This is a genomic window from Microvirga sp., from assembly GCF_014699075.1.
Classification (GTDB): Bacteria; Pseudomonadota; Alphaproteobacteria; order Rhizobiales; family Beijerinckiaceae; genus Microvirga.
On record NZ_JACXAB010000007.1, the window covers coordinates 122128 to 136955 of the forward strand.

Here is a 14828-nt window from a genome sequence, read left to right on the forward strand (position 1 = left end):
AAGACGCTCCCTGCTCATTCGCTTAACACCCAGGTGTCCTTGGTTCCGCCACCCTGGCTCGAATTCACCACGAGGGAGCCTTCCGTCAGCGCCACGCGAGTGAGGCCGCCAGGCACGAGCCGCACGCCGTTCCGGCCGGTAAGCACGAAAGGTCGGAGGTCAACATGGCGCGGCGCCAAGCCCTTCTCCGTAAAGATCGGGCTTGTCGATAGGGCCAGCGTCGGTTGGGCGATGTAGTTGTCCGGATTGGACAGAACCCGCGCCTTGAAGTTCTCGCAAGCCTCCTTCGTTGCATGCGGCCCCACGAGCATGCCATAGCCGCCCGAGCCGTTAACCTCCTTCACGACAAGCTCGTGCAGATTGTTGAGAACATAGGAGAGAGCCTCCTGCTCGCGGCAGCGCCATGTCGGGACATTCTTCAGGATCGGCTCCTCGCCCATGTAGAAGCGCACCATGTCCGGCACGTAAGAGTACATAGCCTTATCGTCGGCAACGCCCGTTCCGGGCGCATTGGCGATCGCCACGTTGCCTGCTCGGTAGGCGGCGATGAGGCCCGGCACGCCGAGGGCGGAATCGGAACGGAAGACCAAGGGGTCGAGGAAGTCGTCGTCGATGCGGCTGTAGATCACGTCGACGCGCTTCGGCCCCTCGGTCGTGCGCATGTAGACCATCTCGTCGCGCACGAAGAGATCGCGCCCTTCGACCAGTTCCACGCCCATGCGATCGGCCAGGAAACTGTGCTCGTAATAGGCCGAATTGAAGGAGCCGGGAGTGAGCAGGACCACGGTGGGATCCCAGGGGGAACTCGCCGGTGCCACCGATTTGAGCGTGCCCAAGAGCTCGTCCACGTAGTTCTCGATGGGACGAATACGCTGCATGCCCACGAGTTCGGGAAAGAGCCGCATCATCACCTCCCGGTTCTCCAGCATGTAGGAGACCCCGGAGGGCGTGCGCAGGTTGTCTTCCAGTACATAAAAGTCTTGGTCATCGACCCGGACGATGTCGATGCCGGCGACCTGCACATAGATGTTGCTGTTGAGATTGAGCCCCTGCATCTGCGGGCGGTAATAGGGATTGAGATAGACCAGCTCCGGCGGAATGATCCCAGCCCGCAGGATGTCCCGCTGGCTGTAGATGTCCTTCAGAAACAGGTTGAGTGCCTTGACCCGCTGCTCCAGACCACGCGCGAGGCGACCCCATTCCTCGCCGGATAAAATGCGGGGAATGATGTCGAAGGGAATCAGGCGCTCCTCGGCTTCCACATTGCCATAGACCACGAAGGTTATACCGACCCGGCGAAAGAAGAGCTCCGCCTCTTCTCGGCGATGTTCGAGCAGTTGAGGCGGCGCCGACTTCAACCAGTCCTGCAGGACGCGGTAGGCATGCCTGCTTCGGCCATCGTGGCCGTTCATCTCGTCGAAGATCGCCCGTGCCGCCACCGGATCTCCTTAAGCTTTTCTGAAGCGAACACCCAATGCAGTGATTGGCATCAAGCCCGCAGAAAGAAAGCTTAGTTGCCTAAAACCTAGAGCTTCAAGCGAGATGAGGGAATACAGGCAGGCAAGGAATGATGAGAAAAGCAGCAGCTGCCCGCTGAAAAGGCAGCACTCCCTAGCGCCTCAGCCTTCAAGAGAGAACTCAAGCAACAGTGTTCTCTGCAACGTGCTGAAATTATCGTCGGAGATCAGCGAGAGAACCGTCTCGCCGCCCTCGCGGTGAACCGCCAGCCCTTCCATGTTGTCGACCTGGTGCGAGGGCTCGCTCTCGTAGAGGATATCCCCGTCGACACGCGCGCCCGCTCGGATGGCCGCCGCTTCGATGCGGCGCAGGCGGCACACGAACCCGCCGAACAGCGAGAACCGCCGCTCCAGGAGCACGGCGTCGCCATCGGGCAGGAAGGACAGGTCGGTGACGTCAAAGCCACTGGTGAGAGCCACCTGGAAGCCTCCCTGCCTGGGTCCTGTGAGAATGAACCCGCTGCCGCCCTCGGCGATGCCGACGAGAGCCCCGCTTAAGGGAGAGCGTTGTGGCGCAACGGCGACCGCCTCCAGGCCGCCATTGCTCGGCAGGTCCTGCAGGGCCTTCGGAACGGGAATTGGCACGCCCCGGATGATGCTGCCCGCGGCATTGCGCTCGAAGCGGACGACAGCATGGTTGCGCTCGGTGCCGATGAAGACGGCATCGCCTGCGAGCGCGAAGCTTTCCGTGTCGTAATAGCGCGACCGCCGCATCGGCACGCCGTTGCTCAGAATCAATGGAGACAGGACCGGGCCGGACAGGCCCGAGAGACGTCCGTCCGCCGTCTCGATCTGGGCTTTCATGATTTGCGCATTATCCGCAAGGGCGATGATCTCCTGCCCGTCGCCGGAGCGCCACAGGCCGGAAAATCCGCCGAAGGCCGACACATCGGAGCGCAGGATGGCCCCAGAGCGGAACATCAGTGCGCCGAAGCGACTGCGATCAGGATCGGTGGTCGAGAGGCGGCTGATCGGCTGCGCCTCCACGCGGATCGCCGTTGCCCCTTTGAAGGCCTGCGGGCGCTGCGCCAAGGCGACACCCGTGCAGGCAAGAGTCGCAGCAGTTGCACTGCCGCCGATCAGGAAGTTGCGCCGGGTGAGCCTCAAGCGTGCGCTCTGCGCCGGGGAGCCGCGCCACGGGCCGGCGGACCGGCATTCTCCTCGAACAGCTCCGCGAGCTTTTCGGTCATGACGCCGCCGAGTTCCTCGGCATCGACGATGGTCACGGCGCGGCGATAGTAGCGCGTCACGTCGTGGCCGATGCCGATGGCGATGAGCTCCACGGGCGAGCGGGTCTCGATCTCCTCGATGATGTAGCGCAGGTGCCGCTCGAGATAGTTGCCGGGGTTAACCGACAGGGTCGAGTCGTCCACCGGCGCACCGTCCGAGATCACCATGAGGATGCGCCGCTGCTCGGGCCTTCCAAGCAGGCGCTTGTGCGCCCAGTCGAGGGCCTCGCCGTCGATGTTCTCCTTCAGGAGACCTTCTCGCATCATCAGGCCCAGGTTCTTGCGCGCCCGCCGCCAGGGCGCGTCCGCCGACTTGTAGATGATGTGGCGCAGGTCGTTGAGGCGGCCGGGATTGGCCGGCTTGCCGGCCTGCAGCCACGTCTCGCGGGCCTGTCCGCCCTTCCAGGCGCGGGTGGTGAAGCCGAGGATCTCGACCTTCACGCCGCAACGCTCGAGGGTGCGCGCCAGGATGTCCGCGCAGGTGGCCGCGACCGTGATCGGACGTCCGCGCATGGAGCCGGAATTGTCCAGGAGCAGCGTCACCACCGTGTCGCGGAAGTTCGTGTCCTGCTCCTGCTTGAAGGAAAGCGGCTGGTACGGATCCATGATGATGCGCGGCAGGCGCACGGGATCGAGGGTGCCTTCTTCCAGGTCGAACTCCCAGGACCGGTTCTGCTGCGCCATGAGGCGGCGCTGCAGGCGGTTCGCCAGACGCCCGACCACGCCCTGGAGATGGGCGAGCTGCTTGTCGAGATAAGCGCGAAGGCGCGTCAGCTCGTCCGCGTCGCAGAGATCCTCCGCATGGATCATCTCGTCGAATTTCTGGCTATAGGCCTTGTAGTCGGGCCCGCGCGCCTCGTTGGACCGCGATGGCGGGCGCCAGGACTCGCCGGCATCCTCCGAATCGGCCTCTTCGGATTCCTCGGGCATCTCGCCGGAAGGACCATCGGCCTCCTCCGTGGCGCCATCCTCCATCTCGTCGCTGGAATCCTCGCTGACCTCGGTTTCAGCGCGGTCGCCTTGGCTTTCCTGCTCGGACTCGCCTTCGCCCTGCTGCTCCTGCTGCTCGGATTCGTTCTCGTCCTCGTTCTCCTCGTCCTCGGAATCCATGGACGCCTCGTCGGCCATGTCGAGGGAGGAGAGCAGGTCGCGGATGTTGCGGGCGAAGCTGCGCTGGTTCTCGATGTTCTTGAGCAGGCCATCCAGGTCTCGGCCCGCGCGGTCCTCGATGAAGTCGCGCCAGAGATCGACGATCTTGGCCGCCGAGGCGGGGGGCTTCTGCCCCGTCAGGCGCTCGCGCACCATGAGGGCGAGCGCATCCTCGAGCGGCGCATCGGCCCGGTCCGTGATCTCCTCGTACTTGCCGCCGCGATGGTAGCGGTCCTCCAGCATCGCCGTGATGTTGGAGGAGATGCCGGCCATGCGACGAGAGCCGATGGATTCCACGCGCGCCTGCTCGACCGCGTCGAACACGGCCCGCGCCGCCTGACCGTCAGGAGCCAGCTTCCGGTGCAGGGTGATGTCGTGGCAGGCCAGCCGCAGCGCCATGGCGTCGGCGTTGCCGCGCAGGATCGCCACGTCCTGCGCGGTCAGCCGCCGCGGCGGCTCCGGCAGGCGGGCCTTGTCCTGGCCCATGAGAACCGGACGGTCGGATGCGAAAGCCACCTCGAGATCGGGCTTGCGGGCAATGGCCTTCATGGTGCCGGCGATGGAGCGCTTCAGCGGCTCCGCCGGCGCTTCCTTCTTCTCACCTGGCTTGCGGTTCGAGATGGACATCGAATTCCTTCATCCGTCATCCCGGCCGGAGCGTAGCGGAGAGCCGGGATCGCCAAAACCAGCGAAACTCCCAAACGATCCCGGATCGCGCCCATGGCGCGTCCGGGATGACGCCTTAAGACAGCACCATGTTCACGGCGCTCTCCGGCAGTTCCTTGCCGAAGGAGCGCTGGTAGAACTCGGCCACCAGGGTGCGCTCGAGCTCGTCGCACTTGTTGAGGAAGGTGACGCGGAACGCGAAGCCCGTGTCGCCGAAGATCTCGGCGTTCTCGGCCCAGGTGATCACCGTGCGCGGGCTCATGACGGTCGAGAGATCGCCGTTCATGAAGGCCGAGCGGGTGAGATCGGCCACGCGCACCATCTTGTTGACGATGTCCCGGCCGGCCGGATCCTCCTGGTAGTGCTTCGCCTTGGAGAGGACGATGTCCACTTCCTTGTCGTGCGGCAGGTAGTTCAGCGTGGTCACGATGGACCAGCGGTCCATCTGGCCCTGGTTGATCTGCTGGGTGCCGTGATACAGGCCCGACGTGTCGCCCAGGCCCACCGTGTTGGCGGTGGCAAATAGCCGGAAGGCCGGGTGGGGCCGGATCACGCGCTTCTGATCGAGGAGCGTGAGCTTGCCCGACTGCTCCAGCACGCGCTGGATCACGAACATCACGTCGGGACGGCCGGCATCGTACTCGTCGAACACGAGGGCAACGTTGTTCTGCAGCGCCCAGGGCAGGATGCCGTCCTGGAAGGCCGTGACCTGCTTGCCCTCCTGGAGCACGATGGCGTCCTTGCCGACGAGATCGATACGGGAGACGTGGCTGTCCAGGTTCACGCGCACGCAGGGCCAGTTGAGGCGGGCGGCCACCTGCTCGATATGGGTCGACTTGCCGGTGCCGTGATAACCCGTGATCATCACGCGGCGGTTGCGGGCAAACCCCGCCAGGATGGCGAGCGTCGTATCCCGGTCGAAGAGATAGTCGGGGTCCAGATCGGGCACATGCTGTTCGGCCTGCGAAAAGGCCGGGACTTCCAGATCCGAGTCGATGCCGAAGACCTGTCGCACGGACACCTTCATGTCAGGCATCAAGGTCGCTGTCTCGGTATGTGCCGTCATAAGGGGCCTCTTGTTCGGATCGATGTCGTGAAGGTGTCATGGGCTTCTTAAACCCCATGACGGAATGGTGCAATTTCCTAATCGGCCTATCGACCCTGCCTGAAAGGATATTGTTTTTAGCAGAGACCGGCACTTTTGAGGGTGTCGTGCGCCTTGATGATGTCGCGCAGGCGCTCCTCGAAGGAACGGTCGCCGCCATTGGCATCCGGGTGAAAGCGCTTCACCAGGGACTTGTACTGGGCCTTGATGGCAGGCCCGTCGGCGGTATCGTCGAGGCCGAGGATGTCCAGGGCCCGGCGCACCGCCCCCGTATAGCGCGGGCGCTTCGGCTCGGGCGAGGCCCGGCGCGCGCGGGCCTGGGTGAAGTCCTCCCCGCGCAGAACCCCGAGCGGGTCGACATATTCCCACTCGCGGGGCTCGGCCTTGGCGCCCTGCCCCTCGCCAGCGGCCGCGGAGTTCACCCCCATGGCCCAGGTCGGACGGTGGCCGATGATGGAATCCTTCTGGAAGGCCGCAACCGCCGTGTCGGACATGCCGGAGAAATAGTTGTACGACGCGTTGTACTCGCGCACGTGCTGGAGGCAGAAGCGCCAGTACTGCCCCTCCCGGTCACGTCCCTTGGGTGCGCGGTATTCGCCGGCGGCCTTGCAGGCTGGATGCTCGCAGACAGGCCCCTTGGTCTCCTGCGGCTCGTCACCGGAAGACTTGATGCGGATGCGGTCGAAAAGAGGCGAGTTGAGATCCATGATTCAGCGATTATGAGTGTCTTGAGGCTTTGAGCCAAGGCCTGAGCGCTTTTGGCCGCAGACCCGTTCAAAAAGGATTGATCTATCAGCATGACCCTCGCCCACTGGATCACACAGACTTTGCAGGACAGCCTGCAGCCGACCGAACTGACCGTCACGGACGAATCAGAGAAGCATCACGGCCATGCGGGATGGCGGGAGGGCGGTGAAACTCACTTCCACGTTTATATCGTGTCTGAGGCCTTCTCCGGCAAGAGCCGGGTCGAGCGTCATCGCCTGGTGAACCACACGCTGAAAGGCGCTTTCGACAGGGGTCTGCACGCCCTGGCGATTCAAGCCAAGGCGCCAGGGGAGTAGACGGGACAGGTCAGTGTCATTCCCGGCCGGAGATGGCGAAGCCATCGGAGGGGAAGGGAATCCACCAGCACGCTCGGCGCCATGGTTCCCCGTCCCTCGCTCCGCTCGCCGGGCATGACAAAGCCCTGAGGCTTTGTCACTTGATCCGCTCAAGCACACTCACATAATTCGCCACCGCGGCGCCGCCCATGTTGAAGATGCCGCCGAGCACCGGGTTCTTCACCTGAATGCCGCCGGCCTCCTCGCAGAGCTGCATGGCGGAGAGCGCGTGCATGGAGACGCCTGTAGCGCCAATGGGATGGCCCTTGGCCTTGAGGCCGCCGGAGGGGTTCACCGGCAGCTTGCCGTCGCGGTTGGTCCAGCCTTCCTTGACGGCGACCGCCCCCTGGCCGCGAGGGGTCAGGCCCATGGCCTCGTACTCGATGAGCTCGGCGATGGTGAAGCAGTCGTGGGTTTCGACGAATGACAGATCGGAGAGCTGGATGCCGGCCTGGGTCAGAGCCCGCCGCCACGCTTCGGTGCAGCCCTCGAACTGGACGATGTCGCGCTTCGACATGGGCAGAAAATCCTGCGCGTGGGCCGTGGCCCGGAAGGCGACGGCGCGCTTCATCCGCAGCGCCGTCTCCGTGTCGGCGAGCACCAGGGCCGCGGCGCCGTCGGAGACCAGCGAGCAGTCGGTGCGCTTCAGGGGACCAGCCACGAACGGGTTCTTGTCGCTCTCAGCCCGGCAGAAGTCGAAGCCCAGATCCTTACGCATTTGAGCATAGGGATTGTCGACGCCGTTCTTGTGGTTCTTGGCGGCGATCATCGCAAGCGCATCAGATTGGTCGCCATAACGCTGAAAGTAAGTGCCGGCGATCTTGCCGAACACGCCGGCGAAGCCGCCCGGCGTCTCGCCATCCTCCGACACATAGGAGCAGCGCAGCAGGATGTTGCCGATCTCGGGCCCCGGCGTGCGGGTCATCTGCTCGACGCCGACGACCAGCACGGTCTTTGCGCGCTTGGCCTCGATGGTTTTGATTGCCTGATGCACAGCGGCCGAACCTGTCGCGCAGGCATTCTCCACCCGGGTCGCCGGCTTGAACCGGAACCGGTCGCTGGCCTGGAACACCAGGGAGGCTGTGAAGTCCTGAGCCGAGAAGCCGCCGTTGAAATGGCCGAGCACCACCTCGTCCACATCTTCGGCGGCAAGACCTGCATGCTCCAGCGCCTCGCTGGCGACACGGACGATCAGGCTCTCGACGGTCTCGGCATCGAGCTTGCCGAAGGGGGTATGAGCCCAGCCGACGATGCAGGCGGTCATGGAGATCTCCTCAAGAATTGTGCTGTTGAGGCACAAAGTGGCTCTCTTTGCGTCGTTCAGCAAGGTGGATGCCATCTTGAGATTAGCGCCAAGCTGCGGTTCATCATGGCGCGAAGCGAATCATGAGAGGCAGCCCATGCGCCTGTGCGTCTTCTGCGGCTCGAATGCCGGTCAGGATCCCGTCTATCTCGATACGGCACGCGCCCTCGGGGAGGCTCTGGCCGCGAGTGGAATAGGTTTGGTCTATGGCGGCGCCTCGGTAGGGCTCATGGGTGCCGTTGCCGATGCCGTTCTCGCCAAGGGCGGCACCGTCATCGGGGTGATGCCGCAGGCGCTGGTGGACAAGGAAATCGCCCACAAAGGTCTGAGCGACCTTCGGGTGGTGGGCTCCATGCACGAGCGCAAGGCCCTGATGGCGGAGCTCGCCGACGGCTTCATCGCCCTGCCCGGAGGCCTCGGCACCTTCGAGGAGCTGTTCGAGGTGTGGACCTGGGCGCAGCTCGGCTACCACCGCAAGCCCTGCGCGCTCCTGAATGCGGGCGGCTTCTACGACAAGCTCACCGACTTCCTGGACGACGTGGTGGAACGGGGCTTCGTGAAGCCGATCCACCGCGCCATGCTGATCGTGGAGAGCGAGCCCGTCGCCCTGATTGAGGCCATTCGTGCTTACGAACCGCCGAAGGTCGATAAGTGGATCAAGGCGGGCGAGCGCTAAGTCAGTCTTACGCTTTGTAGGCTCCCACACCCTCGCCGAGTTTCACGTTGTTGGCCTCACGCACCTTGGCCGCTTCCTCGTCATAGAGGAAGGGCAGGAAGGCGAAGCGGCGGCCTTTCGTGACCTTGGAGACCGCATGCAGGAGTGGGCAGGAGAACACCACGGCACCGCCGGGGGGCGCCTTGTAACTGCGCGGTCCGTATTCCGGGAAGCTCACCTCGCCACCCTCGAAATCACCGTTGAGGTTGATCGAGACCGCGAAGCGGCGATGGGCCGTGCCGCTCGTCGTGTTGTCCCGATGGGCACGGAAATGTCCTCCGTCCTCCGCGGCATAGCAGGAGACGATGTAGCGCTCCATGCGTGAGGGCTTGAAGAAATGCACCCGCTCGATCTCGGGATTGATGCGGCGGATGATGCGGTGCTGCACCTGCCGGATCAGGTTGGGATCTTCGATCGTGTAGTCCTTGCGGCGTTTGTGGTTTGGATCGTGCGCCGCAACGGTCTTGCCGTTGACCTCGCGCATGAAGCCGGATTCCTCACCGCCATGCTGCTCGTAAAGACCGATCAGGTGGCGGCACAACTCGGGTTCGAATACGTCCGGGATGACGAGGACAGGCGCCGGCAGCTCGAAACCGGCATAGTGGCTGACCGGCGGCAGGTCGCGGAGATAGGCCATCACCTTCTCCCGGTCGCTGCCGTCCTGCTCGAAGGGGAAGATGGCGCGCACGCGCAAGGATGGATTGAGCACCATCCAGAAGCGGCGGATCGGGACGGAACCCTGCCCCGGCTCGACATTCCGCGGCAGCGCGCCGTAGAGGCGCCCCACCGTGCCGTCGAAATCCCAGAAATGGCGGATGCCGGGCACGATCTGCTGCGCACGGCCCTCGGACTGATCCGACGGATCGACGCTCACGCCGAACAGGGCGATCTTCTCATCGTCGAAGAGGGAGCGGTGCTCCTCCTGAAACGACGCCAGGGTTGCGCGGCCGACCTCGTCCGAGCCCATCCCGTAGAAGCACAGGACGATGTAGCGGCCGGCCACCGTGTCGAAGCTGAAGTTCGGATTGCTGGTGGAGTTCTGTTTGAACCACGGAACCGGATCGCCCACCTGGAGAACGCGATAGGCAGGTTGCATGGGTGCAGGAGCGGCAGCGTCGGTCATCGGCGGTCCGAAATACAGTTACAATACATGTAACGTTGTTCGTTATCACGCGGCTGCCGCAGCGACAAGCTAACGTTGGGACATGAGGAGGAGCGCAACCCCTCCGAGAATCAGCAGCATTCCGGCCAACTCACGCCGGGTGGTCGCCTGAGCCAGGAAGTGGTGGGATACGGCCTGTGCCATCAGCACCTCCACCAGGGCGAGGGTGCGCACATTGGCCGCTGTGGTGAGCGCAAAGCCGATGAACCAGAACTGGGACGCCAGCGCTCCGAGAAAGCCTGCCCCCAAGGAGGGGCGCCACGCCGCAAAACTCGCCACCAGCGCCTTGCGATCAAAGAGGCCGAGCCACACGAGAAGGACAGTGGTCTGCAGGCCGAGCCCCCAGACCAGGGTCGTGGAAGCCCGGATGAGCGGCGAGCCCTCGTCGAGCGACAGGATCGCACCGCGAAAGCCGATGGCGGCCAAAGCGAAGAAGGCTCCAGAGGCGATTCCGAAGAGGACAGGCCTGAGGCCGGACGAGGTCAGGCTCGTGCCGGGCTTCACGGACATGAGCAGCACGCCGCCCGTGGCAACCGCGATGGAGAGAGCCATGGCCGGGGTGAGCGGGTCGCCGAGGAGCACCAGACCGAAGAGCGCCACCTGCACCGGTTCGGTCTTGGTATAGGCGGTGACGACGGAAAAGGCGCGCTCCCGCATGGCCGAGAGCATGAGCGCGGTGGCAAAAATCTGGGTCAAGGCACCCATGAGCACATAAGCAAGGAAGGCCGCATTGGGCGCAGGCGGCGCTTCACCGGTGGCGAACCACATCGCCGCCAAGGCCAGGAGCGCGAAGGGGAAACCGTAGAGGAAGCGGACCTGGGTCGCTCCTACGGTTCCAATGGTCTCGGTGAGGCGGCGCTGGGTAGCGTTGCGGCCGGTTTGCGCTGCTGCGGCCAGAAGAGTGGCGGGAATCCAGAGAAGGGATGCACTCATATCGATCTTCAATCCGCGCGGCTCTTGCCACTCTCTTGCCATGGAATTCGTTAAGAAGGGGAGTTTAAGCAATCAACAAGCGGCCTAACCTAGCCAAGGCCAAGGTTTGGCACTACAAATAGCCCAGCTGACAGGCGGGGCTTGATCCATCCTCTCCTATCGTCGAACGAAGCCAAGGAGTCGTTCCGCATGAACGTTAGCCGTGTCCTCCGCGTGACAGCCTTTGCCCTTGCCGCCCTCATGAGCGGTTCGGCTCTGGCCGCCGGCGGCCCTGCGCTTGTCGTTGAAGTCGAATCCGGCCGTGTTCTTCACGCCGAGAGGGCGACCGACCCCTGGTTTCCGGCTTCCATCACCAAGCTGATGACGGCCTATGTGGCCCTCGACAAGATCCGCTCCGGCCAGATGAGCATGGACACGCTTCTGATCGTGTCCGAGGGCGCCGCCGCCCTGCCCCCGTCGAAGATGGGCTTCAAGCCCGGCACGGAGATCCGGCTCGACAACGCTCTCAAGATCATGATGGTGAAGTCGGCAAACGACGTCGCAGCTACCATCGCGGAGAATATCGGCGGCTCCATCGACGGCTTCTCGGAGCTGATGAACGCCCATGCCCAAAAGCTCGGCATGGTCTCGAGCCGCTTCGCCAATCCCCACGGCCTGCCCGACGACCGCAACCAGACCACGGCCCGCGACATGGCGCTTCTCGCCCGCGCGCTGCTGCGGGAGTTTCCGGACCACAGGGACCTGTTCGACATCGGCGCCGTCCAGTTCGGCCGCCGCATCATGCGCAACACCAACGGCCTCATCGGCCGCTATCCCGGCGCTGACGGCATGAAGACCGGTTTCATCTGCTCGTCCGGCTTCAACGTGGTGGCAAGCGCCCACCGCGACGGCCGCCACCTGATCACGGTGGTGCTCGGCGCCCCTTCGTCCAACGAGCGCACCATCAAGGCCGCCGAGCTGTTCGACCGCGGCTTCAACAGCAAGGTGAACTTCACCAATCCGGAACTTGCGGCGCTCCCGGTCTCGGCCAATAGCAGCCCGCCGGACATGCGCCCGGTCATCTGCGACCGTCGCGGACCGGTGCCGCAGGAAGAGGACGCTCCGGCCGTTGCCGAAACCGACAGCAACATTCCGAACCTGTTCTCAACGGAAGTCATGGCCTTTGCCGGCACAGTTGCCGACAAGCCGGTGCGCACCGTGCTCGGGCCCCGCACCGCCGTGCAGCCGGAGCGGGTCTGGGTCGGCCTGAACCCTCCTTCCGAGGCTGAGATTGCCGCCCAGGCGGCGGCCGAGGCTGCAGCCGAGCAGGCGCGCAGGGCCAAGACCAAGAAGGCGGCGGCTCCCAAGAAGGGCAAGGCGGCAGCCAAGCAGGACGACGCGGCGCAGGACGACACCAAGGCTGCCGAGAGCGAGCCCGCAAAGCCCGCGGTCAAGAGCACGGACAAGGGCGGCAAGACCCCGCCGCGGGTCAGCGTCACCGTCAAGCCGGTGACGGGCGCGAAGCCGGAGGCCAAGCCCGCTGCGGACAGCAAAGCCAAGACGGACGCGAAGGCCAAGGCGCCCCAAAAGGCGGACGCGGCCGGAAAGCCGAAATCCGTCGCGAACTGATCCGACAGATCATCGTTTCTCTGCAACGCCCGGTCACCCACCGGGCGTTTTGCTTAGCGCGTCCAAGATGAAGCATCGGATCAATCCCAAAAGTGCAAATCCACTTTTGGGTCCGATACTCTAGCCCTTGCAATTCAGGTGCATCCGGGCAAACGCTTCGGACCCTGCCACGCAAGTTTCAAGATGAATCGCTCCTCCCCCGCCAGCGGCCTGCTCTTCGCTCTCGTCTCGGCGAGCCTCTATGGCTTCAACATCGTGTACGCCCGCATGGCCTCCTTTGCGGGTGCCAGCGGCTCGGCCATCGTGGTCTATCGGGTGTTCCTGATGCTCGTTCTGGTGGGCATCGTGGCTGCGCTCATGAGACAATCGCTCAAAGCAGCCAGGGAGGAGCGCGGCACTCTGCTGCTGCTCGGCATTGCCACGGCGTTCGTGGGCATCTGCTACCTCTCGTCCGTGGCGTATATCCCGGTCACAGTGGCGGCCGTGGTGTTCTACACCTTCCCGATCCTGATCGTGCTTGCGAGCCCCTTCGTGGAGGGCACGAAGCTCACGCCGACATTGCTGGGAGTCGTGGCCGTGGCCACCCTCGGCGTGGCCCTGGTCGTGGGACCGGCCTTTGGCGGTCTCGATTGGCGGGGCCTTGCCCTCGCCTTCGGGGCGAGCATCGCCACGGCGATCCAGTTCTTCGCCGCCGCGCGCTGCCGCAGGACCGGCGTCATGGCCAAGACTTTCTGGATCCATGTGCTCGTCCTGCCCACCGCAGCGCTCATCAGCCTGGCGGCCGGGCAGCTGGCGCCGCCCTCCTCTCTGGCGGCCGCCCCTTTCGCGGTCGCCATGACGATCGGCGGCTATATCTTCGGCTTCGTGCTGCAGTTCCTGGCGCTCGGGCGCATCACGGCGGTCGCGGCCGGAATCATCTATTGCACCGAGCCCGTGGTGGCCGCCATCTCGTCGGCTCTCATCCTCGACGAGGTCCTGTCGCCTTTGCAGATTGCGGGAGGCGCCCTTGTGCTGGGAGCCATCATGGCCAACGTTGTGCTGGAGCAGCGCCGCCTTAAAGGTGCGCCCCTGGTGCCGATTGCGGATTGAACCCGATGACGAACAGCCCGATGACCCCACCCGCTCCCCTCCCGCTCACCATCCTCACGGGCTTTCTCGGCTCGGGCAAAACCACCCTGCTCAACCGGCTTCTGAAAGAAGCCGCGCTGCAGGACAGCGTGGTGATCATCAACGAGTTCGGCGAGATCGGCCTCGATCATCTTCTGGTGGAGACGGTCGACGAGGGCATGGTGCTGCTCTCCGCCGGCTGCCTCTGCTGCACGGTGCGCGGCGACCTCATCGCGACCCTGGAAGATCTCCTGCGCAAGCGCGACAACGGCCGTATCATGCCGTTCAAGCGCGTGATCATCGAGACCACGGGCCTCGCCGATCCGGCCCCGATCCTGCACGCGGTGCTCTATCACCCGTATCTATCGATGCGCTACGCCGTGGAAGGCGTGGTCACTGTGGTCGATGCGGTCAACGGGTCTGCGACCCTTGACGTCCATCGCGAAGCCGTGAAGCAGGCGGCCGTGGCCGAGCGCATTGTCCTCTCGAAAACGGACCTCGTGAGCGATGAGGCAAAGCTCTCGGAACTGCGGGATAGGCTGCATCAGCTCAATCCCGGCGCAACCCTGCTTGCGGCGGATGCGCCGGCCGAGGCTGTCATCGCCGGTGGCCTCTTCGATCTCGACGGCAAGATCGCCGATGTGGCCGGGTGGCTGAAGACGGAAGCCGTCGAGCAAGCTGAACGCGAAAGCCACGCGCACCAGCACGGGCACCATCATCACGGGCATGATCATCACCATCATCATGACGTGAACCGGCACGACGAGCGCATCCGCGCCTTCTGCCTTACGAGCGACCAGCCGATCCGCCAGGGCACGCTCGACATGTTCCTCGATCTCCTGCGCTCGTCGCAAGGCGCGAAGCTGCTCCGCGTGAAAGGCCTTGTGGCGCTGGCCGAGGATCCGGAGCATCCGGTCGTCATCCATGGCGTGCAGCATGTGATCCATGTGCCGGCCGTGCTGCCGCGCTGGCCGAGCGAAGACAGGCGCAGCCGCATCGTGTTCATCGTGGACGATCTCGAACGTGAGACCGTGGAGAAGCTTTGGGACGCCTTCCTCGGCAAGCCCGCCGTCGACCGGCCCGATGCGGCGGCCCTGTCGGACAATCCGCTGTCGCTGAGGCGGTGAATACCTCTCGCCGACATCCAACAAGAGCCTCATCCTGAGGAGCGAGCTTGCTCGCGTCTCGAAGGACGAGGCGTTTCCAGTGCATCCTGGTAGCTCCTTAGAGA

General features: G+C 64.4%; 13 protein-coding genes. 5 read left to right on the plus strand and 8 right to left on the minus strand.

Annotation, left to right across the window (positions count from 1 at the left end; genetic code table 11):
* Positions 1-14: 14 nt before the first annotated feature.
* From IC232_RS13520 to IC232_RS13540, 5 genes are all read right to left on the minus strand, one after another.
* Positions 15-1412, minus strand: a complete 1398-nt coding sequence (locus tag IC232_RS13520) for a circularly permuted type 2 ATP-grasp protein (RefSeq protein WP_190845637.1) — start codon at positions 1410-1412, stop codon at positions 15-17.
* Positions 1413-1619: 207 nt separating this feature from the next.
* On the minus strand, positions 1620-2624 hold the full coding sequence (locus IC232_RS13525; protein ID WP_190845500.1) for an esterase-like activity of phytase family protein: 1005 nt from the start codon (positions 2622-2624) through the stop codon (positions 1620-1622).
* A complete protein-coding gene (cobT, locus tag IC232_RS13530; RefSeq protein ID WP_190845501.1) occupies positions 2621-4522 on the minus strand; it encodes a cobaltochelatase subunit CobT in 1902 nt (633 codons plus the stop codon). Before cobT ends, IC232_RS13525 begins: the two co-directional genes overlap by 4 nt.
* Positions 4523-4637: 115 nt before the next feature.
* Positions 4638-5627 carry a cobaltochelatase subunit CobS gene (gene cobS, locus IC232_RS13535; RefSeq protein ID WP_190845502.1) on the minus strand — a complete coding sequence of 330 codons (990 nt, stop codon included), beginning with the start codon at positions 5625-5627 and terminating at the stop codon, positions 4638-4640.
* A 116-nt stretch (positions 5628-5743) separates the two neighbouring features.
* On the minus strand, positions 5744-6373 hold the full coding sequence (locus IC232_RS13540) for a J domain-containing protein (protein ID WP_190845503.1): 630 nt from the start codon (positions 6371-6373) through the stop codon (positions 5744-5746).
* A 90-nt stretch (positions 6374-6463) separates the two neighbouring features.
* Between IC232_RS13540 and IC232_RS13545 the strand changes: the two genes are divergently transcribed.
* Complete coding sequence (locus IC232_RS13545; RefSeq protein WP_190845504.1) at positions 6464-6730, plus strand: BolA family protein; 267 nt, start codon at positions 6464-6466, stop codon at positions 6728-6730.
* 136 nt (positions 6731-6866) lie between these two features.
* Here IC232_RS13545 and IC232_RS13550 read toward each other — a convergent pair whose 3' ends face one another.
* Positions 6867-8033, minus strand: coding sequence for an acetyl-CoA acetyltransferase (locus IC232_RS13550; RefSeq protein WP_190845505.1), 1167 nt, complete (start codon positions 8031-8033; stop codon positions 6867-6869).
* Between the two features lie 136 nt (positions 8034-8169).
* On the opposite strand from IC232_RS13550, the gene IC232_RS13555 reads away from it, so the two are divergent.
* Positions 8170-8748: a TIGR00730 family Rossman fold protein gene (locus IC232_RS13555; protein ID WP_190845506.1), complete on the plus strand. Its 579-nt coding sequence runs from the start codon at positions 8170-8172 to the stop codon at positions 8746-8748.
* A 7-nt stretch (positions 8749-8755) separates the two neighbouring features.
* On the opposite strand, the gene IC232_RS13560 is transcribed toward IC232_RS13555, so the two are convergent.
* On the minus strand, positions 8756-9910 hold the full coding sequence (locus IC232_RS13560) for a 2OG-Fe(II) oxygenase (RefSeq protein ID WP_190845507.1): 1155 nt from the start codon (positions 9908-9910) through the stop codon (positions 8756-8758).
* 69 nt (positions 9911-9979) lie between these two features.
* Positions 9980-10882, minus strand: coding sequence for a DMT family transporter (locus IC232_RS13565; protein WP_190845508.1), 903 nt, complete (start codon positions 10880-10882; stop codon positions 9980-9982).
* A gap of 189 nt (positions 10883-11071) precedes the next feature.
* Between IC232_RS13565 and IC232_RS13570 the strand changes: the two genes are divergently transcribed.
* The 3 genes from IC232_RS13570 (at position 11072) to IC232_RS13580 (ending at position 14724) form a co-directional block, all read left to right on the plus strand.
* Positions 11072-12490, plus strand: coding sequence for a D-alanyl-D-alanine carboxypeptidase family protein (locus IC232_RS13570; protein ID WP_190845509.1), 1419 nt, complete (start codon positions 11072-11074; stop codon positions 12488-12490).
* A 183-nt stretch (positions 12491-12673) separates the two neighbouring features.
* Positions 12674-13579 (plus strand): DMT family transporter, encoded by a 906-nt coding sequence (locus IC232_RS13575; RefSeq protein WP_190845510.1) that lies wholly within the window; start codon positions 12674-12676, stop codon positions 13577-13579.
* 5 nt (positions 13580-13584) lie between these two features.
* A complete protein-coding gene (locus IC232_RS13580) occupies positions 13585-14724 on the plus strand; it encodes a CobW family GTP-binding protein (protein WP_190845511.1) in 1140 nt (379 codons plus the stop codon).
* Positions 14725-14828: the final 104 nt, after the last annotated feature.

Excerpts from the sequence above, each read along its gene's own strand:
- IC232_RS13550 (WP_190845505.1), bottom strand. The coding sequence starts at position 8,033 with ATGACCGCCTGCATCGTCGGCTGGGCTCATACCCCCTTCGGCAAGCTC.
- IC232_RS13580 (WP_190845511.1), top strand. The coding sequence starts at position 13,585 with ATGACGAACAGCCCGATGACCCCACCCGCTCCCCTCCCGCTCACCATC.
- IC232_RS13545 (WP_190845504.1), top strand. The coding sequence starts at position 6,464 with ATGACCCTCGCCCACTGGATCACACAGACTTTGCAGGACAGCCTGCAG.
- IC232_RS13575 (WP_190845510.1), top strand. The coding sequence starts at position 12,674 with ATGAATCGCTCCTCCCCCGCCAGCGGCCTGCTCTTCGCTCTCGTCTCG.
- IC232_RS13540 (WP_190845503.1), bottom strand. The coding sequence starts at position 6,373 with ATGGATCTCAACTCGCCTCTTTTCGACCGCATCCGCATCAAGTCTTCC.
- cobS (WP_190845502.1), bottom strand. The coding sequence starts at position 5,627 with ATGACGGCACATACCGAGACAGCGACCTTGATGCCTGACATGAAGGTG.
- cobT (WP_190845501.1), bottom strand. The coding sequence starts at position 4,522 with ATGTCCATCTCGAACCGCAAGCCAGGTGAGAAGAAGGAAGCGCCGGCG.
- IC232_RS13565 (WP_190845508.1), bottom strand. The coding sequence starts at position 10,882 with ATGAGTGCATCCCTTCTCTGGATTCCCGCCACTCTTCTGGCCGCAGCA.
- IC232_RS13520 (WP_190845637.1), bottom strand. The coding sequence starts at position 1,412 with ATGAACGGCCACGATGGCCGAAGCAGGCATGCCTACCGCGTCCTGCAG.
- IC232_RS13570 (WP_190845509.1), top strand. The coding sequence starts at position 11,072 with ATGAACGTTAGCCGTGTCCTCCGCGTGACAGCCTTTGCCCTTGCCGCC.
- IC232_RS13555 (WP_190845506.1), top strand. The coding sequence starts at position 8,170 with ATGCGCCTGTGCGTCTTCTGCGGCTCGAATGCCGGTCAGGATCCCGTC.
- IC232_RS13560 (WP_190845507.1), bottom strand. The coding sequence starts at position 9,910 with ATGACCGACGCTGCCGCTCCTGCACCCATGCAACCTGCCTATCGCGTT.